This is a genomic window from Streptomyces sp. NPDC004752, assembly GCF_053601275.1.
Map to the genome: position 1 here is coordinate 26,030 of NZ_JBSGBN010000075.1, position 22,569 is coordinate 48,598.

The following is a 22,569-nucleotide window of genomic DNA, read 5'->3' on the forward strand; positions in this document are numbered from 1 at the left end:
CGGTCTGCTGGCCGCTGGCCCGGTCCCAAATCCGGACCCTCCTGCCATCGCCAGCGGTGGCGAGCCAGGTGCCGTCCGGCGCGATCGCCACCGCCAACACCCGGCTGCCGTGTCCGAGGGTGGCGGTCTGCTGGCCGCTGGCCCGGTCCCAAATCCGCACGGTATCGTCTTCGCCGACCGTGGCGAGCCAGGTGCCGTCCGGCGCGATCGCCACTGCATCCACTGAGCTGGTGTGTCCAATCAGGACGCGCTGGAGGGCTGGGTCGGGGAGATCCGGTGGCGGCCATTGGTTGACGAGAGCCGGCTGGCTGAACTGGGCCTGCCGGGCGGCGACCTGGTCGTGCCAACTGGCGAGTGATGCAAGGCGGCTGTACAGGATGGTGGTCAGCGCGTGGGCGGGCACGGTCGGCCCGAGCAGGTGTGCAGTAAGGGCCAGGTCGCGGGTTCGTGCCGCGGCGGCAGGGGTGGGGATCTGGGCGCAATCCCTCGTGGGGGCGTTGGGGCCTCGGTGGTACAGGCGCCTTTCGACCCACCGCAGGTCGCCGGCGACGGCTTCGGCCTGCTCGGTGCGGTGCGCGTCCAGCAGGTGACCGATGGCGTGATCGAGCATGTAGCCGTCGGTCAGCTCCCACCACGCGGTGAGCGGCTGCGGCGCGGAAACGCCGAGCGGCTCGGCCCGGGGCAGGTCGGCCTCGAAGGTACACACCAGCGCGGAGTTGAGTGCGGTGAGGCGTTCGCGACCGAGCTCACCCCGCAGGTAGTCGCGGATGACGTCGTGAAGGATCAGCCGGCCGCCGTCGGCACGGTCCATGGTGACCAGAGACAGGTCGCTCAGGGCCTTGCACAGCTGTCGAGCCTGCAGCTCGCCCAGTTCTCCGGTGGCCTCCCACAGCCTGGCCGCGATGGAAACGGGGATGGCCTCGTCTGCGGCGAAGATTCCGAGTTCGGCTAATCTCTGCTCCCGGCCTGGGGGCAGGAGTTCGGTGGCGGCTTCCACGGTCGCGCGCACCAGTTTCTTGCGCCGGTCGGGATCGTCGAGCAGTTTCTTGTCCTGCGCGGGGCCATCGGGGCCCGAGGAAGTAGCTAGATCGTCCACGCCGACCGGTCCCTGCTTCGCCAAATGCTTGAGCACGGCCTTGGCAGCTGTAGCGGGGTCGGCTCCCGTGTCCAACTGCGCGGCGATCACCCGGTTCGTCAAACGCAGCAGCAGGGGCCAGCGGCCGGTGACCCGCAGCAGTCCCCGGGTCGTCTCCTCCGGCAGGGGCGGCAGTTCCCAGGTCAGCACCTTGCGGGCCTGTGCTGTGGACATCTCGTCGACCCGGATCCGCTTCGCAGCCGACGGGAGACTCTCCGGACGACGCGTCGTGACCAGACGCACACATCGGCGACCGCCGATGAGGAACGGGGCGAGCTGCTCCTCGCTCCAGACGTCATCGACGACCAGCAGGAAGCGGTGGTCGGCATGCTGGTCCAGCAGCCGCCCCAGGTGGGCGCCGGCCAGTGCCGGGTCTTCGAAGGGCGTGGTGTCCTCGGTGATGAAGCGGGTGGCCTCGCCGACCTTCCTGGCGATGTCGACCTTCAGACGCACGTCGCGGCCCACGGTGACGACGTACACCCGTTCCGCGAAGTGCCGCCGCACCCGGTGGCTGGCGCACACAAGGTTGGCGAGCGTCGTCTTCCCGAAGCCGCCCGCGCCTTCCAACGCCGTGGTGATCCCCACCGTGCCGCTCTCCTGGGAGCACACCGCAGCGACGACTTCATTGATCTCGGCGCGGTCGACCACCCAGTCCTCCACTCCCTGTGCCGCTGGCGGCGGACGGAGCCGCTGGGAAGGGAAGTCAAGGTGGATGTTTTGCTGGTTGCCGTCGCCAATCTGGAAGAAGGCAGGTCCGTTGAAAGTATTGCCGGTCACACCTTCCTCGCTCGGACTGGCCATCATGCTCCCGGCCCGAAGCGGTTCTCCTGCCGGTTGCCGTTGCCGATCTGGAAGGCGGTGGGGCCGTTGAAGGTGTTGCCGGAGACCTGACCCCCGTCGGCCTGCGCCCGAGGGGCGTGTTGTTTAACCAGTGCGCGCAGCTCGGCGACCAGGCAATCACGCTCCGGCCCGTCAACGCTCTCCAGCAGGTCCCCGAACCAGGCCCGCCACAAGCCTTCCTGACGGATACCTACCCCTTCGACAAAGCCCTGATCGGCCCTCGCCAGAGCAGCTGCCGTCTCGTCAAGATGCCTTAGCGCGCTATGGGTCTGCGGTCCGTCGCCGCGACCGAGCAACCGAGCAACCGTCTGCCGTAACCCTGTCCAGGCGTCTGTACCCGCAGCCTGCACCACAGCGGTTCCGCCAGCCGCCGCCAGAGCCGCCAATGCCTCATCCAGCAACTCCGCCACCCTCAATCGCATTCCGTCATATGGGGCTGATCCCCCGCACGTTCCGCGCTCAACCTCCGTGTGAGACGAGACGCCACGCGAAGACTGAAGGTTCCCCGTCCCGCTCATGCGGACCTGCGACGGGCCGGCTTCCGCCATCGCCACTCCAGTCGGACTGTCGGGAACGCCCGCGCTGACCACAGAACTCCAGTGACTCAACGCATCGACTCACAGATCGCACATGATGTGACCTGGGACAATGGTGGCTTCCGGTGCGCAGAAGGAGCCGTACACCGAGTCGCTGGTGTGCTCGCGGTTCGTCCTGCTGGATGAGTGCCCGGCAAATTCGGAGTCGTGGTTCCTCGCGAACTGCCTAAAACGCCTGCTCGCCAGTGGTGTACACGGAGTCGTCTCGTTCGCGGACCCTGTCCCGCGCCGGACAGCCTCGGGAGTTCTGGTCATGCCCGGGCACGTCGGCACGATCTACGCCGCGACGAACGCCGTGTACGCCAGCCGGGCCACCGCCCGGACGGTGAAGCTCCTGCCGGACGGCACCGTCTTCCATAGTGGAGTGCGCGCGGGTTCCGGAGGAGCGCAGGCAACCTGAGAACGTGCATCTCAGCAGGTCAAACAGGGGGCTATGCGCCCCTGATCCCTTCCGTGGAATCTCTGCAGTAACTCGCAAAATCTGCGAGTGATCGCAGTAATATGCGTTCTTGTGTCAGATTCTGAAAGTCGCGTGCTGACGCTCGTGCGCCCGGCTCCGGATCCGACGGCCGTGATGGACCCGGCCGACGTGTCGGTGGAGACCGGGCTCGCGGACGTGGTCACGCTGCAGCGGCGGCGCCAGGCACGGATCTCGGTGCATGACGAGGAGAGCTTCTTCCTCGACACGCTGTCCGAGTACCAGTGGGCGCGCGACGCGGCCGGTCTGGCGCCTACGACGCTGGATGGGCTGATCAAGCCGGTGATCGAGGTCTGCGAGTTCTACGGCACCGTTCCGTGGCAGCTGACGTCCCGTGAGGTCGACCGGTACTTCGCTGGGCCGGGCAAGCGGGCCCAGTCAACCCTGCGTGGCAAGATCAACAAACTTGACGCGTACTTCGCGTTCCTGGAGCAGCGCTACGCCGGCGAAATCATGCGCCGCTTCGGCGCCTCCGTCGAATCGCCGATCGACCCGTTCAACCGGCCGCGGCACCGTGGAGACTTCGGGCTGCGCATTCCGCCCTCCCAGACGGCGATGAAGGACTTCTTCGGCCGGTGGCGCGAGGACCTGCCGAACGCGCGGAAATACACGGTGGCATGCCGCGACTACGTGATGACGAAGGTCGCTTACCTCTCCGGCGTTCGGGCCGCGGAGCTGTGCGGGGTGTGCCTGGGCGACATCCACTGGGAGCACGGCCAGTGGGGCCGGTTCGTCGTCCTGGGCAAGGGAGCCCGGGGCTCCGGCCCCCGGCCGAGGGAGGCGTACCTCTTCCAGGAGGGCCGTGCCCTGCTGTGGTGGTACATCGAGGAGATCCGGGGCGAGTTCGGAGACGATGCGGAGCACCCGCGGGCGCCGCTGTGGCCCTCGGAGCGCAAGTCGAAGGCGATTGCGGATCTGAACGTCCCGATCGCGCCCGCGATCGTGCCCTCGACGTTCCGCAAGGCGTTGCACACCGCCGCCGCGCACTACCTGACGGGCCCGGTCACCGACCTGTTTCCGCACCTGCTCCGGCACGCCTGCGCGACCCACAACTACGAGCGTGGGATGACACTTTGGGAGGTCCAGAAGGTCCTCGGACACGACTGGGCAACAACGACGCTTCGGTACATGGCGACTGCGCACGCTGATCCGGAGCTCGCGAATCTGGCGGCCAGCTCCCGGGCAGCCCAGCGACTGGTGATGGACAAGGGGAACCTTCGGTGAAGTGGAATCTGCGGATGGTGGCCGCCCAGCGGGACTTGTGGCGGCCGACCGAGGTGCTCGCCGCCTTTCAGCAGGTCGGGTTCAACCCGTCGCTGAGCAAGGTGGCGGCGCTGTGGAGCGGCACGCCGGTCACGGTGCGCCTTGATGACCTGGACAAGATGTGTGCCGCGCTGAACTGCACGGTCGCCGAGTTGCTCCAGGCCGAGCCGCTCAAGGCGGGCCAGGCAGCGCCGGAGTCCGGCCAGCGCGCGGTCGGCGCGGAGGAGCAGCCGTCGGCGGGGCCGGTGCCGCGCGGCCGTCGTGTTGCTGGTCCGCGCTCGCTCCCGCCGAGCTGAGGATCGGACGGGTGGCCAATCGTGGGGAGGGGCTGGCGCGGAGCTGCCCGGTGTGTCTTGGATGGCTGGTGGTGCACTGGTACCGGGTGTGCAACGTGTGTCGGCCCTGGGTGCGGAGTCACCCCGAGCGCGGGGTGTGCCCACGGTGTCGGCACGAGGCGCACCTCAACACGGATGGGCTGTGCAAGCCGTGCCTATCTGCGATCCGGGCCGAGGACGACGCCGAGTGGGCCTTGGGCCTGGAGGAGGCGCGGCCGAGGCCGGTTCAGCTCACGGTCGGCGGCACGTACGGCGACCGCTCGGTGTCGTCCCGACCCCTGCGCCGGCCCACCAAGAACGGCTCGAAGGTGGGGCATGAGTGGTGGACCAAGCTCCGCCAGCAGCTGGCCGCTCCCGCCGGCCCGCCGGTGCTGGAGGCGCAGGTCCGCGGTCAGATACCTCTCTTCACCGTCCCCCGGGTGCTGGGCAACACCACGGTCAGCGCGATCGTCGACCGGCCGGTTGACGGATGGGAACAGGCACGCCCGGTGCTCGAAACGATCGAGGCCGAGCACGGGATGACCGCAGGATGGCGCCGCAAGGTCGCCGATATGGTCCGCCTCGCCCTGGCCGTGCGCGAGGCCGAGGGAGCCGCGCGGCTCCCCGAGGCCATGCTGCGGGACCTGCCGACCAACGGGGACGCGGTCCGTCTGGTCCTGCTGCGGGCCGAGCTCCTGGAAGAGGCCGAGAAACCCATGCGGTTCTCCATCTCCGACCAGCCGGCCCGCACCCCGTACATCACCGCCCCGGCGCCACTGCCACCGCGGGCACCGCGCCAGTGCAAGGACTGCTGCGCCTGGATTCCCGTCGCTCGACGGGCAGGCTTCGTCTGTGATCCGTGTCGGCACTGGCGGGAGCGGACCGGGCGGGGCCGGTGCTGCCGCTGCGGCCGCGACGGGCTGGCCCTGCGCGCCGGCCGCTGCCGCAGCTGCCACCCCTACCGCCTGCTGGACGCGGCCCGCCCCGCCTCCCGGCGGTTCACGCAGCTGGTGATCTCGCTGCCGATCGGCAAGGGCGGCCCCTTCGAGGCGTACCCGGTGGGCGAGCCAGAGCTGCCGGACTACGACGAGCGGCGGCCTGCGTTGCACACGAGCCGCGGGCAGGAAGCACTGTTCAATCTCCGGCGTGACTGGGCTCCGGTGCTGGCCCGGCTGCGAAGCGCGCCCGTCGGCGAGCCGCCGCTGACTGCGAACGCCCGCCACCTGGTCGAGGAGTTCGCACGCGATCGGCCGGGGCAGCGGCCGGACTACAAGAAGAACACCCGCACGCTCACGATCCTGATGTACTGGCTCGGCGCCGAGACCGCGGTCCTTGAGCGCGATGTGTACGACCTCGCCGGGATCGACACGAACCTCGCGGCCAAGCCCGTCTGCCAGTTCCTGCATGCCCGCGGCCTGCTGGTGGAGGACCCCGACCTGCATCGGGACGCGGATCTGGCGTGGATCGAGTCGACGCTCGCCGCGCTGCCGGAGCCAGTCGCGAGCGAGGTGGGCACGTGGGTGAAGGTCATGCGCGAGCAGGGCCGCCGCGAGGGCGAGCCCCGCGGATACGACGGCATCCGCCGCTACCTCACTACGCTCCAGCCCACCCTCACCGTCTGGACCACGACGGCCGGCGTGAACTCACTGAGGGAGATCACGAAGGACCACGTCGAGAACGCCGTGGACGGCCTGTCCGGCTACGCCCGCCGAGGGCTGGCAACGGCCTTGCGCAGCCTGTTCCGCGCGCTCAAACGCGAACGAATGATCTTCCGCAACCCCACCCGGCACCTCCCGGTCGGCGACCTCAAGGGCATCCCGAAGTCCATCCCCTCCGACCTCCTTATGGGGTTGCTCGACCAGACGGCGACGCCGCTCGGTCGCCTCGTCGTCGCCTTGGCCTCCATCCACGCACTGCCCGGACACGAGATCCAAACCCTGCACACCACGGGCCTCGACCTCTCCCGCGGCACCCTCGAAGTACGGCGCGGCTTGCTGCGGCACACGCTCTACCTGGAGGAGCTCACCCACCAACTCGCCGCCGACTGGACGACCTACCGCTACCAACGGTGGCCCGCCTCAGCCAACCCCCACCTGCTGGTCAGCCAGAAGACCGCGGTCGACCCCGACCACCCGACCGTCAGCATCGGCCTGCTGAGCGGAGCCCTTCCCCGCGGGCTGACGCTGAGCGGTCTGCGACAAGACCGCATCCTCAATGAGGCGTCCGAAAGCGCCGACCCGCTCAGACTGATGCGCCTGTTCGGCATCACCGAGCAGACCGCCATGCGTTACGTCACTGCCGCCCACCCTGAACGCACCGCCAAGTTGCCCATGTAGCTGGTGCGGGTTGCATATATGAGGTGCACAGCGACCGGTTGACGAACCGGTCAGGCAGGGCGCGCAGCCGCCCATGACGAACCGGCCTTCCCGCTCCGTCAGCGCATGCGAGCCTGGTTTCGGTGGCTGTGGAGGGGCGACCAGCCAGCGATCACGGGTCCGCGATGTCGAGGGTGACCTTCGACAGGGGGCAGCTCACGCACGTCAGGACATAGCCGTCGACTTGCTGCTGTGGCGTGAGGCAGTTCGGCTCGTTCTGCGTGACTTCTCCGCTGCGGAGTCGCACCATGCAGTCGCCGCAGTTCCCGACCGTGCAGGAGTACGGCATCGGCAGCCCCGCGGCGAGTCCCGCGTCAAGCAGTGTCTGGCCGCGCTCGACCACCACCGTGCCGACGGCGTGCCCGTCCTCCTCGACAGTCATCTCCCGCGGCACCGTCACCGCGGTCCCGGTGCCCGCTCCACTGGCGAAGCGCTCCTGGTGCACCAGCTCGACCGGGACTCCCAGCCCGGCCACGACGCCCTGGACGGCGTCCATCAGCGGTTCGGGACCACAGGTGTAGTAGTGAGCGTCCCTGGCCGGGACCAGGCCGGTGATCCAGCGGCGTATGCCGTCCGCGTCGAGCCGCCCGCCGCGGCGGGTCAGGACGTGGGTGACCGAGAGCCGGTCGGGATGGTCCTTCGCCAGCCGGGTCAGCTCGTTGGCGAAGATGATCTCGTCCGTGCTGCGGCTGCTGTAGAGCAGCGCGATCCGGTCGCGGCCCCGCCGGTCGGCGAGCCTGGTGCGGATCATGCTCATCATCGGTGTCACGCCGCTGCCCGCCGCGACGAGCACGATCTCGTCCGGGGGCTGTGGCTCGGTGTGGAAGGACCCCGACGGGCCGCGCACCGCGAGGCGGTCCCCGGCCCGGAGGCTCCGGTGTACGTGGGTGGAGAACCGGCCGCCGTCGATGTGCTTGACGGTGACCTCCAGCCGGGACGCCCCGGGTGCCGACGAGGCCGAATAGGCCCGTCGTACCAGGCGTCCGTCGATGTCGGCGACAAGGGTGAAGAACTGGCCGGGCCGGAAGTCGAACGATCCCGGGTTCCGGTCGGCGTCCTCAAGCACGAGGGTGACCGCGGTCGGTGTCTCTCTGCGCACCTCGGTGACGCGCACCTCCCGCAGCGGGTTCTCCGTCCCTGCGTCCTTCGTCTCGCCGTCGTCGGTAGGACGTCGGCGCAGGAAGCCACGGCGCCGCCCTTCTTTGCTGGGCTCGACGTCCTCGTAGCCCTCCTTCCGCAGCCCTGAGCGGTAGAGACGGTTTGTCGCCAGCCGTAGCAGCCGGGTCACCCCCGGGATCGCCCCGACGAGCTTCAGCAGGAAGGCAGGTGGACCGTCCTCGGCGTTGGCCGAACCGACGGCGAGGTGTTCTCCCGCGAGCGCTATCAGATCCGGCGCCGTGCTCAGGTCGAGGTGCGCGCCGGGGGTCCACAGCCGTGAGCGGGCCACGGCGTCGTTGCCGGTCACCTCGGCGTGCTCGACGTCGATGAGCAGCGCCAGGTGCGGGGGCATCCCGCGCAGCGCCATCGTCTCCAACAGCGCGGGATCGTCGGTGATCGCGCCGCGACCGCGGACATGCAGCACACCGCTGCGGCCCGGTACGAGCGCGGCGAACGAGAGCCTGTCGTCCTGCAGCAGGTTGTGGAGCGTGTCTGCGCGTTTGTTGCCCTTCCGGTCTGGGATGACGAGCGTGCGGCTGTCCAGGATCCGCGCCGCCGTCTGCCGGTCCCCGCGGGGACTCGTGTCGCTCCCACCGGACGAGTCCCACGTGGACAACGCGAGGAACGGTGCCGCGGCCAGGAACTCGACGACGCCGGGTCGGCGCAGGGGGCCGTCCCCCGCGATCTCGGTGGCCGGCCCGGCCGGGGCGGGCGGCTGCCACAGGCGGGACCGGAGGACGGCCTGGGCGCAGTGCACGTACGCCTCCTCGATGTCGACGGTCGTCTCCGCGCCCTTCCGCGCGGCCACCGAACCGTTAACGCGCAGGATCTCCCCGACGCCCGGCAGGAGGAAGAAGAACGAGACCGGACCGTGCGGGTCGCTGGCCTCGGGCAGGGAGAACGAGATCCTTGTGGGCGAGTGGACGTGTGCGAACCCCGGTATGCCGCCGATGAAGGTCGTTCTGCTGGTGCCGTCCGCGTCCCGGTAGCCGAGGGCCGCGATCGGGCACAGGGCGAGGACGGTCTGGCAGCCCTCGTCGAGGGCACTGATCTGCTTGAGCATGACCGCCGACGCCGGGCGGCCGACGGTGGCCTCGACCTCGTCCACCGTCGTCAGCCGACCCAGGGTGCTCAACTGGTTTTCTTGCTGCACAAGGATTCCTTTCAGCCGGGGGTCGACCGGCCCAGGCGCCAGTAGCCGAGGAACGAGATGTCTCGCTTGGGCACGCCACGGTCGTTGACTAGATGCCGCCGCAACGTCGTGGCCAGCCGGGACTCGCCCGCGACCCATGTGTAGAAGCGGCCGGACGGCAGCGACGCGCGGCGCACCGCGTCCAGCGCGAAGGTGCCGGGCCGCAGATCTTCGTCGTCGCGGCTGAACCAGTGGATGCGGACGCCGGCGGGCGCCTCGACGGACCGGATGTCGGCCGCGGCCGACACTTCCAGGTAGACCTCCGTGGCCAACGAGGGCGGTGTTCCGTCGAGGATCGACAGGATGGCGGGCAGCGCGGTCTCGTCGCCGACCAGCAGCTGCCCCTCCGCGTGCTCCGGCAGCCGGTACATGGTGCCGATGTCGAAGATCCCCGCCGGGTCGCCCGGCTCGGCCCGGCGCACCCAGGACGACATGGGCGAGTCACCGTGCACTGCGAACTCGATGTCGATCTCGTCGTCCGCGGGCCGCGCACGCCGGATCGTCAGGTTGCGGACCCACGGGCGCACCGACTTCGGCAGCAGCATCAGCTGGGCGATCCATGCCTCGTTCGAGACGGTCGGCATCCGCAACGCGGTCTGTCCCTCGCGTGGGAAGAACAGGCGAACCGCCTGGTCGTTGTCGGCGACGACCAGGTCCCGTACGGCCGGGCCGCCCAGGGTGAGGCTCGCGAAGCCCGGCGTGAGGAACTCACGGCGGCGCACCTCCACCGTGATCATCGTGCGTGACTCGGGCAGGTACACCTTGGGGATCACGGCCTGCCCCCCACGGCCGGAATGGCCTTGTTTTCGCAGGTCATGGCACTATTGTGAGTAATAGCTCAGCTCTTTGGCTACTCGCTTTTCGCGCCTTGAGGAGGCCCCCGGATGCCGTCGGCCGACCGCCGTCTTCAGCCACGTCGCAAGCCCCGCCAGGTGCGCGCGGAACTCACTCGCGACCGCCTCCTCACCGCGGCTGCTCACGTTTTCGCCGAGCACGGCTACGCTGCGGGCACCACCAACCGCATCGCCGAGCGCGCCCATATCTCCATCGGCTCGCTCTACCAGTACTTCCCGAACAAGGACGCCATCCTCGCCGAGCTGCTGGTGCGGCACATCGACCGCGGCAGATGGACGCAGGCCGATCAACTCGATCTGTCCGCCGGGAGTTTGGAGGCGACGGTTCGAGCACTGGTCCGCGATGCGATCGACAACCATCGCGACGATCCGCAGCTGCTGCGGATCATGTTCGAGGAGGCGCCAGTCTCGCAGGAGCTGCTCGACACGATCGCCCGGCACGAAAGGAAACGTGTCGATCAGGTGCGCGACCTCCTCGCCCGCCACCCCGACGTCCACGTACAAGACCTCGACGCCGCGGCCGAGTTGATCGTGTTCACCGTGGAGACGAACACGCACAAGCTCATGGCCTACCCGCGGACCACCCCGGTCGAGACGTTCGAGAACGAACTGGTGGCCATGGTCACTCGCTATCTGCGCGGCGATCAGTAGCCGATCACGCGCAGCGCCGACGAGGTCAAGGGGAGAGCCAAGGCGGTCCCGGCAACAAGCAGCTGCTGTCGGGACCTCGCGCTCTTCAGAGCACTCGCCGAACGGGAACCCGTAGCTCTTGCGCCCTGTATGGCTGTTGCACATACGAGTTCCGGTATTCGAGGCATCAGGAAACCACGAACTCGCGCGCTTCCGAGCGCACGGCGCAGAAGATCCGCCGCCAGGAGCAGGGTCACCAGTACGCCGAAGCCCAGCTCATCGCGCTCGGGGCTCCGGTGCCACAGGCCGGGTGCAACCCGGCCGTCTGGCTTCGGGAGGCCCTGGTCGCGGTCGGCGCCCGCAACGTACGGCACCGCGGAGCGCACCGCTACGTATGGCGGCTCGGCAGAAACCGGCGCGAGCGCGAGCAGATCAAGCTCGGCCTCCCCGCCCAACGGCCCTATCCCAAGCAGCCCGACCCCGAAGCGATCGCGGTCTGAGGGCTGTTCAGCCGCGCAGTCCGTACCGCCCGCCGCGGTCGCCGCCCATTGTCCCGTGCTCCCTCAGGAGGAGACCCATGCCCGCCCTCTGGAATCCGCCGCCGACCCTCTCAGTGCACCAGCTCGAAGGCCTTCCCGAGATCGGCCACGCACACGGCCCCAAGGACACCGCCCCCTGGTCGACGCGGCCCGGGAACCGAACCCGATACAGCATCCACGCCGTCGACACCGCCCAGAGCAAGTTGCTCGTGTCGATCAGCAGCGTCGTCATCGCCGGCGGAGACACCGAGTACCCGCACCCCCAACGAGGCGTCACCGGCTGGGCCCCCCTCACGCGTTTCGACCTCATCCTCCTCACCCACCTGCGCACCAGCGGCTCGTACGCCGGACACCAGTGCCACCACCACATACGTGCCTACCCCGAGGCACGGCCCTGCTGGCACTGCAAAGCCCGTCCGCCCGAGGCCCAGTGCACCTACTTCACCGCCTCCCAGCCTCACCAGACCGGCCCCGTCAGGGATGCCCGCTAACCCGCCCACCAGGAAAGAGGAACCATGTCGCACTCCAACCACCTGTACGCCGACCCGGTCGCCTTCGCCGCGACCCGGCACCGCATTGTCATCAACCTGTCCGGCGGAAAGGACGGACTTGTGGCCGGCCTGACCGCGATGGACGCTGCCCGCCAGGCCGGTGTCGCCGACCGCGTCTGGACCGCCCACGCGAGTCTGGGACCGATGGAGTGGCCCGCCGTCACCGTGGACGGCGTCCGCTGGCCGAGTGCCAGCGAACTCGCCGCACAGCACAGCCATGCCCTCGGCGTGCCGCCCGAGCGGCATGTCGAGATCCGCCGCAGCCGTGAAGTTGACGGTGAGCGGGTGCCGTTCGATCTGCTGACCTTCATCGCGGAGCGGGGCGACTGGCCCTGGCTCGGTAGGGCCCGCACCTGCACCGGCCCGTGGAAGACGAAGATGGTGTACCAGGCGTTCACCCCGCAGGTCCGCGCGCTCAGGAGGGAAACGGACGGCCCGCTGATGTTCGCCAACGTGCTCGGGATGCGGGCCGAGGAGAGCCCGGACCGCCGCAACCGGGAGGCGTGGCGCCGTACGACCGACAACTCGGCCCGGGTCGTCGACGAGTGGCTGCCCGCCCACCAGGTGAGCACCGAGGAGGTCTGGGACCGCACGATCAGTGCGGGGCTGCCCTACCACTGGTGCTACGACTCGTACCCCGGCGCCAATGACCGGCGTGGTTCCAGTCGCTGTTCGTGCTCGGCCTGCACCCTGGCCAACCACCGCGATCTGCTGCTGACCGCCGGGCGCCGCCCGCGGCTCGCCGAGCTGTGCGCGCTGGTGGAACGCGTCCGCCAGGTGCCGTTCAACCCGAACATCACCATGGCCGAGCTCATCGCGCTGTCCCGTCGGCGCGACGCCCCGGACCCTGGCGTCGAGGTTGAGGAGACCGAGGACTTCGAGCGGATGGAGCGCGACGTCCACGTCGCCTTGCGCAAGCCGCCCACATGGGACTCCAAGGCCCGTACCGGGCCGGGCGAGCTCCTGCACAGCGCCGCCGGGTGCGATGGCTGCAGCTGACCACCACACCGGCGCTCACCCCCATTTGGGAGGGATACTCAATGACGATGACGACGACCCAGCGCATCCTCGACCTCGCTGCGGCGGCACCGGCCAGCCACGGCGAGGACCTGGTGCTGCTCCTGGGCGAGGCGAACGAGCTGTACCAGCAGGGCCTGCAGGCTCTGCACCGGGAGGTAGCAGAGCGCCTCGGCGGACTGGCCACCGCGGACCTGATGTTCGCCGCGGAGAAGGTCGGCATGCCCTGTGAGGCCTCAACGGATCGCGACGAGGTGATCCTGCTGCTGGCCCTGGTCGAGTGGGAGATGACTCCGGCCGCCATGGCGTTCATGGAAATGGCTGAGGCCGCCGCGCGCCGCGGGGTCTGCTTGATCCCCGAGGAGTAGGCCGGGAGCCGTCAGCGCGACCGCCGGCGAAAAACCTTGAGCCGCGGGCTGGACCTCCCTCCGAAACTTCTGCCATTATTTGCTTTGTGAGCCGGGCTGGCCGGCGCACTGCTGACAGAACGGACGGTTCTGCCATGACCTCGCGCCGTGAGCCTCGCCTGGCCGACGCTGCCGAGATCGCGGCTGAACATGGTCTGACGTCCGCACGGATCAGCCAGTTCTACACCGAGCGCACGGAGAACACGGCCGGCAAAGCGTTCCCCGAGCCTGTCGACAAGCGCGGCCGCGCCCGCCTGTGGGACCACGCGGAGGTCACCGAGTGGTTCGCCCACCGGGCGCCGGCGCGGCTCGCTGGACACACACCGCCCTCCCGCGACCCGGAGGAGCTGCTGAACGCCTCGGACGCCTCGAGGTACCTCGGCTACAAGAACACCAACCAGGTCAACACCTTCCTCCGCGACCACCCCGGTTACTTCCCCGAACCGGACGACGTCGAAGAGAAGGGCACGGCCGAGAACCCTTACCGCCGGCAGCTGTGGAAGGTGCAGACCCTGCAGGCGTGGATGGCCACCCGGCCCGGCCGCGGAAGACGAGCCGGAGCCAAGGAGGCGCCGCCCCTGCCCGAGGTTCCCGCCGACGGCGATCCCGACGAACTGCTGGGGGCGAGCCAGGCGGCCGCGCTGCTGGGGTACAAGAGCGTCGGCTCCTTCTCCAGCAGCCTGTCCCAGGGCAACCTTCCGCTACTGAAAGATACGGACGGGGTTGCCGAGAATGCCGGGCGCCAGAACGGGCGTCGGCGGTGGACGCGCCGGCGCATCCTCCAGCAGGCCGCCCAGCGGTCCAAGAAGTAGTACCCGGCGGTGAGCGGACCTCCGCGCACCGCCCCATGAACGCGGCCCCCGGTTTTGGGAGTTGGTCCCTTGCGGGCCGGGCGTCGCACGATGGCCGGCATGGCGTGGTTCGCCACCACGCCCCGCAGCAGCATCTGCTGCTGCGGACCGGCCATCGCTTATCTTCCAGCACCTGTTCTTGAACTTGGACCTGATCACCCCAGAGCGATGGGAACCGCCATGACCCGCTTCACCTGCGGAGGCTGCGGCACTCTCAACACTGACCGCGATGCGTGCGAGGCGTGTGCCACCGCCAGCCCGACGGCCACCGTCGAGGGGCTTGTGACCACGGCCCTGAACGATGCCGCTGCGGCCCGCGCGTGTCAGGTCGAGGAGAATGCGCGCGGCAACCACGAGCTTGCCCGCCATCTCGGCACGGTGGCCGACATCCACCTCGACGAAGCCCTCGCCTTGCGCCGCCTCAGCCTCAGCCTCAACTGACCAAACGCCGAGGGTCTCCGAGATCAGGCGCCCATGACCGCTGCCGTGGGCTGCTCCTGCCTGAAAACCCACACGATCGCGGGTCCTCCTGAGCACTCGCGCAGTCGCGTGGTCGGGGCCATGGTCGGGGCTCCGCTGCCCCGACCACGCGAGTGTTCCTGCGTTGTGACCTTGGTCGGGGTCTCGTGGTCGGGGGTGAGGTCGGGGGCTGAGGGTTGCCTCTTCTCCATGACCCGTCCCACATCAGATGCTGCGGCGGCCGCCGAGTTGGCCCCCAGCCCAGCTGAACCGCTGCGCCTGCAGGTCCTGACCGCGCTCGCCCTGCACCGCATGGTCACGACCGGCCAGTTGCGCCAGATGCTGCGACCGGACAGCTCCCGCCAACTGGTCTCCCGCGTGCTGAACAAGCTGCGTTCCACGGGCTTCGTCGACCTCACCCCGCTGCCGGACTCGGACCGGTCGCGTACGCACGCCTGGTACCTCACCCCGGAGGGGGCGCGTCTGACCCGCGATCTCCCCATCCTTCGGGGGCGCCCGCCGTATCCCATCACCTCGACAACCGCAGCGTCGCTCAAAACGCCGCACACGCTGACCGTCGTACGGTCCCACCTGCCGTTTGCGGTAGACGCCCGCCGGCTCGGGCACGAGCACGGCCCGTGGGACTGGACTCCCGAGGTGGCTCACCCCATCGGAGAGGGCGAGCGGCTCGTTGCCGACGCCGTCATGCACTACACCGTCGTCGACGGCGAACACCGGCGGAAGCTGCGCGCGTTCGTGGAAGTCGATCGCAGCACCATGAGCAGCGAGCGCCTGGCCGTGAAGTTGATCGAGTACGCCAGATTGTTCCAGTACGAAGCCCAGTCCGTCGGACGCCGCAGGCCCGTCTCCACCGGCCCGGCATGGCTCCGCTGGTATCCGGTGTTCCCTCGGTTGCTTTTCGTGCTCACCGGTGCTTCCCGAGCCAGGCTGGGTGACCGAATCAGCGATCTGCAGGCGATGGTCGCTCAGCACCCGCTCGTCGCAGCCCTCGCCCGCGAGGTTCAGTTGGGGGCCGTCGTCCTAGAGGACATCGAGGAGCACGGTCCGTCCGGGTCGGTGTGGGTACCGTTGACCGGGGACGAGCCTCGCCCATGGACCGATCTGTAATGACGTCGTCCGTGCCGGCCGGGAGGGTTGGCGGATGGCTGACGCGTTCAGCCTGGTGAGCCTGGCTGGTAGGATTGCCGACTTCACCGGGCTGTACTTCTTTGCGCGGTACCGTCACGGCGACTGCTGGCGTCCCGCACCGAGTCCCAACGAGTCCCAGACAGCTCCCGACACCTTGGAGTGGTTGAGATGTCGCACGTGGAGGAGCCCCGGAGGGCACTCGACGCGGCGGGTAATCGTGTGATCGTCGATCCGGACCTGCCAGCCAGGACGCGAAAGACACTCGCCGCCGGGCTTCCTCTGTACTCCGACTTCTCCCTGTATACCGAGGATGAGGCGCCCGTCTTTGCCAGTCTCTCCGGCATCGCGATCGTGCTCTCGGCGCCTTTGGGCGGTGCCAGTTTCTGGCTCGCCCGGCAGTCATCCACCGTGTGGGATGAGTACATTGCCCGCCCGCTGCTGGGCGGTCTCGGGGCGGTTCTTACCTGGCTGGGGGCAGTTGCCCTGCTTGGCTGGGGCCTGGTCCGCGGGGTCCCGCTCATCCGGCCCGCTCTGGCTCGCCGCGCCTACAAGCGCCTGGCCACTCGGCACCGCGACCAGGTAGTCGTGGTCGGCGAGTTGGACGCTGTGTGCCGGAGTCTGGGTGAGCGTGCCCTGCGCTCCGTCGATGCGGTGCTGAAGATGTCGGCGGAGCGGTCCGCAGCCGGCGGTGCCGAGGCCGAAGCCCGCCTCCCCTATGCGCTGTGGGAGATCGGACAGGACCTTCAGAAGATCAGCGACCTTGGTTCACCCTCCGGCCCGACAGACGCCGATCCGGACGAGGACCTCGTACAGCAGGCCGTGGCTGCGGTCACGGCTCGCGTCGAGGCGATCGAAGCCGAGGCCGGCCAACTGGCGGAGGATCTCCGGCAGGACGAGGAGCTCCGGGCGGACGGACGTCGTGCGATCGCCCAGACGGAGACCGATCGGGAGGCCGCGCTGCGGCACGAAGCCCTCCTGGACGTCGTCGCTCGCACCCAAGCCCGCCAGGAGGCCGACCGCCCCCAGCTTTCGATCGGAGGCGGAGACCGTGGGTGACTTCTACGAGCGAATCGTCGACGTCGAGGTGACCGGCGAGGAGGCCGGGGCGCTCGCGGAGCGGATGGTCGCTTGGATGGTCACCGAGGGCCTGATCACGCGTGAGGTCTCGAGTGACGGGGTGTACAGCCTGACCGTGGACGAGGGGTACGTGCCGGGCCCCAACTGGGCGCGGGCCGTTGCCGACTCATCGGACCCGACCTGGCTGCCGGGCCCGGTGGCCGTCATCGTCGGGCGTGACTACCACGTAGGTGGTCAGGGTGCGGACGATGCGGAGTACGCCGTCTGCCCACGGTGCGAGACCAAGACCGTGATCATCAACTATCCCGAGGAGTTCGAGGCGGACGAGGAGGTCTGGAAGCCGTTCAAGGACGGCATCGCCGCCTGGAAGGAAACAGGTCAGGGGCGTGCCCCTTGCTCCACCTGCGGTGCCGCGGTCTCGGTCACCGAGTGGCGGTGGGAGTCCGGCTTCGCGGTCGGCGCCCTCGCCTTCGACTTCTGGGGCTGGCCGCCTCTCTCCGTCAGCTTCTGCACGGAGTTCAGCCATCAGCTGGGGCACCGCACCGTGGAGCACATGGGCAAGTTCTGAATGGGAGTTGCCCCGCATGGTTCGACCGCCGCTCTGTGCAGAACGGGAAGACGAGAACACGAAGTCGGCGCCCCAGACCAGGGTCTGGGGCGCCGTGCTGTTGGTCCGATCCGCTACGCCTTGAGCGGCGGGCCGCTGAACGGGCCCGCCGATTCGTCGACCGTGTTCACGCGTTGACGGAGGCTGTCGAATGGGACGACCGTCGCGTCTACGCCTTGCCCAGCACCGCCGCAGGCAGCGTCCTCGGCACGGCCAACGGCGTGGTGAAGGTAGCGCACGGCCGTCCGACCGCGTCCGGAGGCGAGGGCCTCCTGAGCCTCGTCGAGCCAGTTGAGAGCACTTCGCGCATCATCGGCCGTGGATGCGCCGAGCCACATGCGCAGCGGGTGTGCGTCCTGGAGCAGTTCCTCGGCCACGGGCCGGAGTTGCGCCTCCGAGCGTGCCGCACGGACCGCTTCCACTGCTGCTGCTGTTATGAGGAGGACCGCGACGGTGGCGCAGATCCACAGGTACCAGGAGGAAGAACTGCTGCCCATGCCCAGTTCGGCCCGCGCCCTGCGGGTCGCGGCGTTCATCATCAGCCCGCCGAGCAGCAGGATCGGCCAGGCGACGGCGAGCCCGAGCACGTGGCGCTTGCGCAGCTCTCGTTCGAGGCGCGTGCCGAAGCACAGGGGGATCAGCAACTGTGAGGCGCTGTACGCGGGAACGGCGACGAGCACGACCGTAAACGAGGCCTCGGGCCCGGTGGTGGGGAGCATGGACAGCGTCTCCTTGAAGGTGCCGATGGCGCGGGACGGCGGCGACCAGCGTATGAGCCGGCTCTGGAAGCGGACCTCGCGGCCGCCGACCGTCACCGCGCCAAGAGGGTGGTGGTCTCACGCCTGGCGGAAGAGCGGGGGAAGCAGGCCATCGCCCGGCCAGAACTCCTGCTCGGCGACGAGGCCGGTGAGGAACATGTCGACCTCGGCCAGGACGGCGGCGCGCTCCTGCGGCCCGTAGGTGATGAACTGGTCGGCGGCGGCGTCGAAGGCCCGCACGTGGCTGTTGGGGCCGACGCAGACAAGGGCGCGCCCGATCTCGGGCAGGCCGAGGCTGAGGGCGTCACACTCTCCCGTGCGGACGAGCTGCACGAGGTCGGTGGTGACCGTCTCCCAGTCGCCGACCCACGGCCAGCCTGCACCGCCGTCCAGTTCATGGGTGAGCGTGGACAGCGGAATGATCTCGCCCGGCTGGCGTCCCTGGGTGAGGCGGTCGTGAATCCGGGCGCCGTCGGGCTGCCGCACCTGGGGGTGGAGCAGGGAGTCGGCGGCGACCACGGTGGTGTTGATCTCCTGGGTGCCGGAGTCGGGGTAGTACGCCTCGTGCGCGAAGAGCAGATAGGTGTCCGTGGCACGGGCTGAGTCGTCGGTCTGGCTCTGAGTCATGGGCTGGGATCCCTTCAGCAGTGAAGTGCCGGGCGCGGATGCATGGGTTGGCCGAGCCGCTCGCTCGAAGCCGGGCGGGAGTGGGCCCAACGGGCCTTCGCCGCCGTGGGACTGGTCCGCTTGTCCGGACGCCGATCCGGCGCGGGTGCGCTCGCGGGTCTCGGTGACTTGGTCGGCGAGCTGGACCATCAGCCACTCCCGGTCGATGAGTCGAGCCGAGGCCGAGTTGGTGTCCTCGGCCTGGAGCAGGTCGGCGGCGTCCCACAAGAGGTTGTGGCCGATCTCGGCCGAGCGGCGCAGTTCGTAGCGGTCGCTGTCGGCGGCGGCCTGGACGAGGTAGGCGTGCAGGGCGACGAGTCGCTGCAGGTACCGGCAGGCAGCGTCCCCTTCGACGCTGCGGACGTGTTCGCCGGCCCGGTCGTCGAGCCGGTCGGGAAGGTGCTCGGTGAGCAGCGGGGCGAGCAGCATCGCCGGCAGCACAAGGTCGGCGGGTATGCCACGGTTCAGGGTGTACAGGGCGGCGAAGAGGCTGATGACGCCCACGAGGACCGTGGAGAACCGTAGGGATGCGGGGCTGGTGGCGGTCAGGGCAATGCGGTGGGCGGGGCGCCGGGTCAGCCAGCGCATGGCCAGCCGCTGTGTCAACGTCGCGCCGGGAGTGAGCACCCCGATCTGCCGAGGGAGCTCAGGCAGGGTGCCGTCGCCGGGCACGGTCCAGGTCAGCCAGCCCCACCCGGTGCGCTCGTGCACGAGCGCGGGCTCGCACGCGCCGGTGCACGTGGTGTCGCGGCAGACGTGGCCGGTCAGCAGCGCGCGGGATCGTTCTTCCTCCCACCGTCGCGGATCGCGGGCGAAGGGACGGAGAGGCTGTTGGGGGGCCGTCCGGGGTGTGTGAAGCGTGTCCGTCATGAAGTGCTCCCTTCCAGAAGTTCGGTCATGGCGGTGAGGGCCGAGGTACAGGTGGCGCAGCGGCCGTCGCCGTCGGGGTGAGCGCGACGGGGAGTCGGCCCGGGGCAGGCGCGGCACAGCGGCCAGTCGAGGCAGGCCGGGCAGAGGTCTTCACCGGGGGCGGTGCCGGGCCTGCCGCAGCCCGCGCATTCGACGAGCGCCCGGTAGGTGAGCGCCTGGTCGACCGTGCGGGCGGCGGCGGACGACGTCGTGGAGGGCTGCGTCGTCCACGAGGCCTCGCCCGGGTCGACGTCGTCGAAGCTGGCAACAGGAGGCGGGTAGAGCTGAGCGGAGCGCAGCCGGGCGGCGACGATCGCGTCGACAGAGGTTCGGATCTGGCTCGGCAGCGAACGGCTGGTGATGACGTGGCGCAGCTGCTCGGAGCTCCAGCCGGCATCCAGCATCGCGGTCATGACCCGGCCCTGGTCGTACAAGGCCTTCTCCTGCAGAAGCAGTTCGGGATGGGCTGACCCGATCGACAGCAGCAGCCGGGTGCCCGGATCCAGATCCTGCGGCGCCGGCGTGGCCGTCCGCTGCGGAGGCGCAGCCGGGCGGCCGCTCGTGCGCTCGCCGCGGGCGCACGGAGGGATGGAACTGGTCTTCTGCTTGTTGGTCTTCTTACTGATGGTGTTCTTTGTGGGGCGGTCAGCCAACGTAGGGTTATCCAGTCCTGGATTTCCCGACTCTGGTTGTGACCTGGTGTTTTGCAGGGCAGGCAGGTCGGTGATGAAGTACGTGGCCGAGCCGAGGGTGCCGTCGGGATTCCGGTCGCGGTCCCGTTGCAGGAAGCCGTAGCGCTCGAGCTCCTCCAGCCCGGTCGTCACCGCGTCCACGCCTTCGCGACCCCGCCGGGCCAGGTCCGCGACCGTCATGTGCCAGCCCTCGCGATGGGTGCTGATCAGTCCGAACAGCCCCTTCGACTTGAAGGACATGCGCTTGTCGCGGAACAGGCCGTTGGCGATCTGCGTGAACTGGTCCCCGGCCATCACGCCGCGGCGGATTCCCCTGCCGTAGTCGCCCCGGCCGTCCGCGGGTGCCGACGGCGCATGGAGCGCTGTGGCGGCGTCCGCCATGAGGGCGTCGACGAAGGTGGGGTGGTCGGTGATGGAGTAGACGATCTCGCCGAGGGTGCCGTTCGTACGGCGCAGGCGTTCGCGGATCAGGTAGCCGTGGGTCTCCAGTTCCTTCAGCCCAGTGCGGACCGCGTCCCGGCCGTCGGGCCCGGAGCGGACGAGGCCGGCGACGGTCACCTGCCAGCCGTCCTGGTGGGTGCTGATGTATCCGAAGATGCCTTTCGCCTTGTAACTGAGGCGGTTGTCGCGGAACAGGCCGTTGGCGATCTGCGTGAACTGGTCCCCAGCCATCGAACCGCGACGAACCCGTGCTCCGGTCATCGCGCGTCCGCAAGTGCGCTGTGTGCGCGGCAGCCGGGGCAGCCCGCACCGCTCGCGTGAGCGAGACGGCCGGTGCCTGCGGTCGGGGGGACGTGCGTGAGATCCATACAGGCAGCTCACCCGTCGACACCGACCAGGACGGCGGCCACAACCCCCGACCACCGATCACGATCCGGCAACATGCGCGCTGGGCTGCCATGGTCGGGGGCGTGGTCGGGCCCGACCAGCCCTCGGCCACGTCCCATACGCACGGCGCTCGGATAGCGGACTTGCGGGCACAGCGGGGCGGCTCCCGCCTGGTTCACCACTACGAGGCGGCAGTGGCCTGCTGTACGAGCGGGTCCGCTACGGGCGAGCCATGGTGCACGGCCCCGAGCCGGTGCACCGCCGCATCGTCTACCTACGGGAGGTGATGCGGCCCGCCCCTTGAATGGGGGTCTCGGGTCTGATCTCTTGGCCCCAACGCGAGCCCCTGCCCCACCGGCAGGGGTTTTTGCGTTCCCGGCCGTCGGGACACCGAGCGGCATCTCCGGAACCAACGGAAGCCGACACGGACGAGTGGTGGGTTGCGGCCTGGCGTCCCAGCGTCGCGTTCTTCCTGACGCAGACCTGCTGAACGTGCGCGTCGATACGTCGAGTTGCGGCGCTAACCCCCGGGTTCTCCATCGTCCTCATCGCCGTCCCGGTCCGGTACGCGCACCTTTCCGATCCAGCTCTTGGAGGAGCAAGTGAGTAACAAGCAGGGCACCCCCAGCCCCGATCCGTCCGGCGTGGCGGTCGGTGGGCATCCGGCGCAGCCCGCGCGGGAGGCCGGGGAGCAGGCCGCGGATCGGAAGGACTTCGTGAAGAAGGCCGGCCTGGCTGCGATCGGCGGTGCGTTCTCCGGGACGTTCCGTGTGGTGGCTGCCGCGGTCCGCGACGCCGTCCTCGGAGATTCCGGCACGGATTGAGGCCCCCCGCTTCGGCGGTCAGGCTGCCAACTGTGTCCCGCGGCCCGCGTCGCACGACGGTCTGATCCGGCTGCGCAATCGGTGCGCACTGCCGACTGCGCAGCCGCGCGCGGGCCGTTGCGCAGACGTTGCGCACCGGGTCGCGGATCGTGCGCAATCGACGTGCGCGTGTGAGTGCGCAGCCTCCGCCCGGGTGCTCGGGAGCCGGCTGCGCATCCGCCTGCCGCTGCGCAGTCCCCCGGCGCGGGAGTCCGGGGGCTGCGTGCCTGCGGGCTTCACCCCGCGTTGCGCACTGGGCGCCGACCGCCCCGATCGCCGTGTGATCCGGCGTATCGGAGCGGGACTCCGCGGGGGTGCGAAATGTCGTGGTCGGGTCTGTGGTCGGGGCGACCACAGACCC

At 69.5% G+C, this 22,569-nt stretch carries 22 protein-coding genes; 15 read left to right on the top strand and 7 right to left on the bottom strand.

What is annotated here, in order from left to right; translation table 11 throughout:
- Positions 1–1,912: NB-ARC domain-containing protein (locus ACWEKM_RS27975; RefSeq protein WP_451624009.1), on the bottom strand; the 1,912-nt coding region annotated here is incomplete at its 3' end.
- 23 nt (positions 1,913–1,935) lie between these two features.
- Positions 1,936–2,385: a hypothetical protein gene (locus ACWEKM_RS27980; protein ID WP_451624010.1), complete on the bottom strand. Its 450-nt coding sequence runs from the start codon at positions 2,383–2,385 to the stop codon at positions 1,936–1,938.
- A gap of 238 nt (positions 2,386–2,623) precedes the next feature.
- Here ACWEKM_RS27980 and ACWEKM_RS27985 point away from each other — a divergent pair, with 238 nt between their 5' ends.
- From ACWEKM_RS27985 to ACWEKM_RS28000, 4 genes are all read left to right on the top strand, one after another.
- Positions 2,624–2,971: a Mom family adenine methylcarbamoylation protein gene (locus ACWEKM_RS27985; protein ID WP_451624011.1), complete on the top strand. Its 348-nt coding sequence runs from the start codon at positions 2,624–2,626 to the stop codon at positions 2,969–2,971.
- Positions 2,972–3,145: 174 nt separating this feature from the next.
- On the top strand, positions 3,146–4,273 hold the full coding sequence (locus ACWEKM_RS27990; RefSeq protein ID WP_451624030.1) for a tyrosine-type recombinase/integrase: 1,128 nt from the start codon (positions 3,146–3,148) through the stop codon (positions 4,271–4,273).
- Positions 4,270–4,608 (top strand): helix-turn-helix domain-containing protein, encoded by a 339-nt coding sequence (locus ACWEKM_RS27995; protein ID WP_451624012.1) that lies wholly within the window; start codon positions 4,270–4,272, stop codon positions 4,606–4,608. Before ACWEKM_RS27990 ends, ACWEKM_RS27995 begins: the two co-directional genes overlap by 4 nt.
- A gap of 11 nt (positions 4,609–4,619) precedes the next feature.
- Positions 4,620–6,962 (top strand): hypothetical protein, encoded by a 2,343-nt coding sequence (locus ACWEKM_RS28000; RefSeq protein ID WP_451624013.1) that lies wholly within the window; start codon positions 4,620–4,622, stop codon positions 6,960–6,962.
- A 151-nt stretch (positions 6,963–7,113) separates the two neighbouring features.
- Here the strand turns inward: ACWEKM_RS28000 and ACWEKM_RS28005 are convergent, their stop codons facing one another.
- Together ACWEKM_RS28005 and ACWEKM_RS28010 are read right to left on the bottom strand one after the other, a co-directional pair.
- The gene (locus ACWEKM_RS28005) at positions 7,114–9,312 is read right to left on the bottom strand and encodes a 2Fe-2S iron-sulfur cluster-binding protein (RefSeq protein ID WP_451624014.1); all 2,199 of its coding nucleotides are present in this window, start codon (positions 9,310–9,312) and stop codon (positions 7,114–7,116) included.
- A gap of 11 nt (positions 9,313–9,323) precedes the next feature.
- Positions 9,324–10,124, bottom strand: coding sequence for a siderophore-interacting protein (locus tag ACWEKM_RS28010; RefSeq protein ID WP_451624015.1), 801 nt, complete (start codon positions 10,122–10,124; stop codon positions 9,324–9,326).
- Positions 10,125–10,235: 111 nt separating this feature from the next.
- On the opposite strand from ACWEKM_RS28010, the gene ACWEKM_RS28015 reads away from it, so the two are divergent.
- The 10 genes from ACWEKM_RS28015 (at position 10,236) to ACWEKM_RS28060 (ending at position 17,453) form a co-directional block, all read left to right on the top strand.
- Positions 10,236–10,856 carry a TetR/AcrR family transcriptional regulator gene (locus ACWEKM_RS28015; RefSeq protein WP_451624016.1) on the top strand — a complete coding sequence of 207 codons (621 nt, stop codon included), beginning with the start codon at positions 10,236–10,238 and terminating at the stop codon, positions 10,854–10,856.
- 275 nt (positions 10,857–11,131) lie between these two features.
- A complete protein-coding gene (locus ACWEKM_RS28020; protein ID WP_451624017.1) occupies positions 11,132–11,335 on the top strand; it encodes a hypothetical protein in 204 nt (67 codons plus the stop codon).
- 77 nt (positions 11,336–11,412) lie between these two features.
- Complete coding sequence (locus tag ACWEKM_RS28025; RefSeq protein WP_451624018.1) at positions 11,413–11,865, top strand: hypothetical protein; 453 nt, start codon at positions 11,413–11,415, stop codon at positions 11,863–11,865.
- Positions 11,866–11,889: 24 nt separating this feature from the next.
- Positions 11,890–12,924: a phosphoadenosine phosphosulfate reductase gene (locus ACWEKM_RS28030; protein ID WP_451624019.1), complete on the top strand. Its 1,035-nt coding sequence runs from the start codon at positions 11,890–11,892 to the stop codon at positions 12,922–12,924.
- A 41-nt stretch (positions 12,925–12,965) separates the two neighbouring features.
- Positions 12,966–13,310 carry a hypothetical protein gene (locus tag ACWEKM_RS28035; RefSeq protein ID WP_451624020.1) on the top strand — a complete coding sequence of 115 codons (345 nt, stop codon included), beginning with the start codon at positions 12,966–12,968 and terminating at the stop codon, positions 13,308–13,310.
- Between the two features lie 134 nt (positions 13,311–13,444).
- The gene (locus ACWEKM_RS28040) at positions 13,445–14,161 is read left to right on the top strand and encodes a hypothetical protein (protein WP_451624021.1); all 717 of its coding nucleotides are present in this window, start codon (positions 13,445–13,447) and stop codon (positions 14,159–14,161) included.
- 219 nt (positions 14,162–14,380) lie between these two features.
- A complete protein-coding gene (locus ACWEKM_RS28045; protein ID WP_451624022.1) occupies positions 14,381–14,641 on the top strand; it encodes a hypothetical protein in 261 nt (86 codons plus the stop codon).
- A gap of 228 nt (positions 14,642–14,869) precedes the next feature.
- A complete protein-coding gene (locus ACWEKM_RS28050; RefSeq protein ID WP_451624023.1) occupies positions 14,870–15,787 on the top strand; it encodes a replication-relaxation family protein in 918 nt (305 codons plus the stop codon).
- A gap of 189 nt (positions 15,788–15,976) precedes the next feature.
- A complete protein-coding gene (locus tag ACWEKM_RS28055; protein WP_451624024.1) occupies positions 15,977–16,864 on the top strand; it encodes a hypothetical protein in 888 nt (295 codons plus the stop codon).
- The gene (locus ACWEKM_RS28060) at positions 16,857–17,453 is read left to right on the top strand and encodes a hypothetical protein (protein WP_451624025.1); all 597 of its coding nucleotides are present in this window, start codon (positions 16,857–16,859) and stop codon (positions 17,451–17,453) included. The genes ACWEKM_RS28055 and ACWEKM_RS28060 overlap by 8 nt, the downstream gene beginning before the upstream one ends.
- A gap of 113 nt (positions 17,454–17,566) precedes the next feature.
- On the opposite strand, the gene ACWEKM_RS28065 is transcribed toward ACWEKM_RS28060, so the two are convergent.
- Genes ACWEKM_RS28065 through ACWEKM_RS28075 form a run of 3 tightly spaced genes read right to left on the bottom strand, consistent with a single transcriptional unit; the run spans position 17,567 to position 21,189 of the window.
- Positions 17,567–18,307: a hypothetical protein gene (locus tag ACWEKM_RS28065; RefSeq protein WP_451624026.1), complete on the bottom strand. Its 741-nt coding sequence runs from the start codon at positions 18,305–18,307 to the stop codon at positions 17,567–17,569.
- Positions 18,308–18,328: 21 nt separating this feature from the next.
- On the bottom strand, positions 18,329–19,786 hold the full coding sequence (locus ACWEKM_RS28070; RefSeq protein WP_451624027.1) for a hypothetical protein: 1,458 nt from the start codon (positions 19,784–19,786) through the stop codon (positions 18,329–18,331).
- On the bottom strand, positions 19,783–21,189 hold the full coding sequence (locus ACWEKM_RS28075) for a hypothetical protein (protein WP_451624028.1): 1,407 nt from the start codon (positions 21,187–21,189) through the stop codon (positions 19,783–19,785). Before ACWEKM_RS28075 ends, ACWEKM_RS28070 begins: the two co-directional genes overlap by 4 nt.
- 758 nt (positions 21,190–21,947) lie before the next feature.
- Here ACWEKM_RS28075 and ACWEKM_RS28080 point away from each other — a divergent pair.
- Positions 21,948–22,169 carry a hypothetical protein gene (locus ACWEKM_RS28080; protein ID WP_128380293.1) on the top strand — a complete coding sequence of 74 codons (222 nt, stop codon included), beginning with the start codon at positions 21,948–21,950 and terminating at the stop codon, positions 22,167–22,169.
- Positions 22,170–22,569 lie beyond the last annotated feature (400 nt).

What these genes read in the sequence shown, in the direction of transcription:
- ACWEKM_RS28040 (WP_451624021.1), top strand. Translation starts at nt 13,445, where the DNA reads ATGACCTCGCGCCGTGAGCCTCGCCTGGCCGACGCTGCCGAGATCGCG.
- ACWEKM_RS28055 (WP_451624024.1), top strand. Translation starts at nt 15,977, where the DNA reads ATGTCGCACGTGGAGGAGCCCCGGAGGGCACTCGACGCGGCGGGTAAT.
- ACWEKM_RS28015 (WP_451624016.1), top strand. Translation starts at nt 10,236, where the DNA reads ATGCCGTCGGCCGACCGCCGTCTTCAGCCACGTCGCAAGCCCCGCCAG.
- ACWEKM_RS28075 (WP_451624028.1), bottom strand. Translation starts at nt 21,189, where the DNA reads ATGGCTGGGGACCAGTTCACGCAGATCGCCAACGGCCTGTTCCGCGAC.
- ACWEKM_RS28070 (WP_451624027.1), bottom strand. Translation starts at nt 19,786, where the DNA reads ATGACGGACACGCTTCACACACCCCGGACGGCCCCCCAACAGCCTCTC.
- ACWEKM_RS28050 (WP_451624023.1), top strand. Translation starts at nt 14,870, where the DNA reads ATGACCCGTCCCACATCAGATGCTGCGGCGGCCGCCGAGTTGGCCCCC.
- ACWEKM_RS28045 (WP_451624022.1), top strand. Translation starts at nt 14,381, where the DNA reads ATGACCCGCTTCACCTGCGGAGGCTGCGGCACTCTCAACACTGACCGC.
- ACWEKM_RS28030 (WP_451624019.1), top strand. Translation starts at nt 11,890, where the DNA reads ATGTCGCACTCCAACCACCTGTACGCCGACCCGGTCGCCTTCGCCGCG.
- ACWEKM_RS28025 (WP_451624018.1), top strand. Translation starts at nt 11,413, where the DNA reads ATGCCCGCCCTCTGGAATCCGCCGCCGACCCTCTCAGTGCACCAGCTC.
- ACWEKM_RS27985 (WP_451624011.1), top strand. Translation starts at nt 2,624, where the DNA reads ATGGTGGCTTCCGGTGCGCAGAAGGAGCCGTACACCGAGTCGCTGGTG.
- ACWEKM_RS27990 (WP_451624030.1), top strand. Translation starts at nt 3,146, where the DNA reads ATGGACCCGGCCGACGTGTCGGTGGAGACCGGGCTCGCGGACGTGGTC.
- ACWEKM_RS28035 (WP_451624020.1), top strand. Translation starts at nt 12,966, where the DNA reads ATGACGATGACGACGACCCAGCGCATCCTCGACCTCGCTGCGGCGGCA.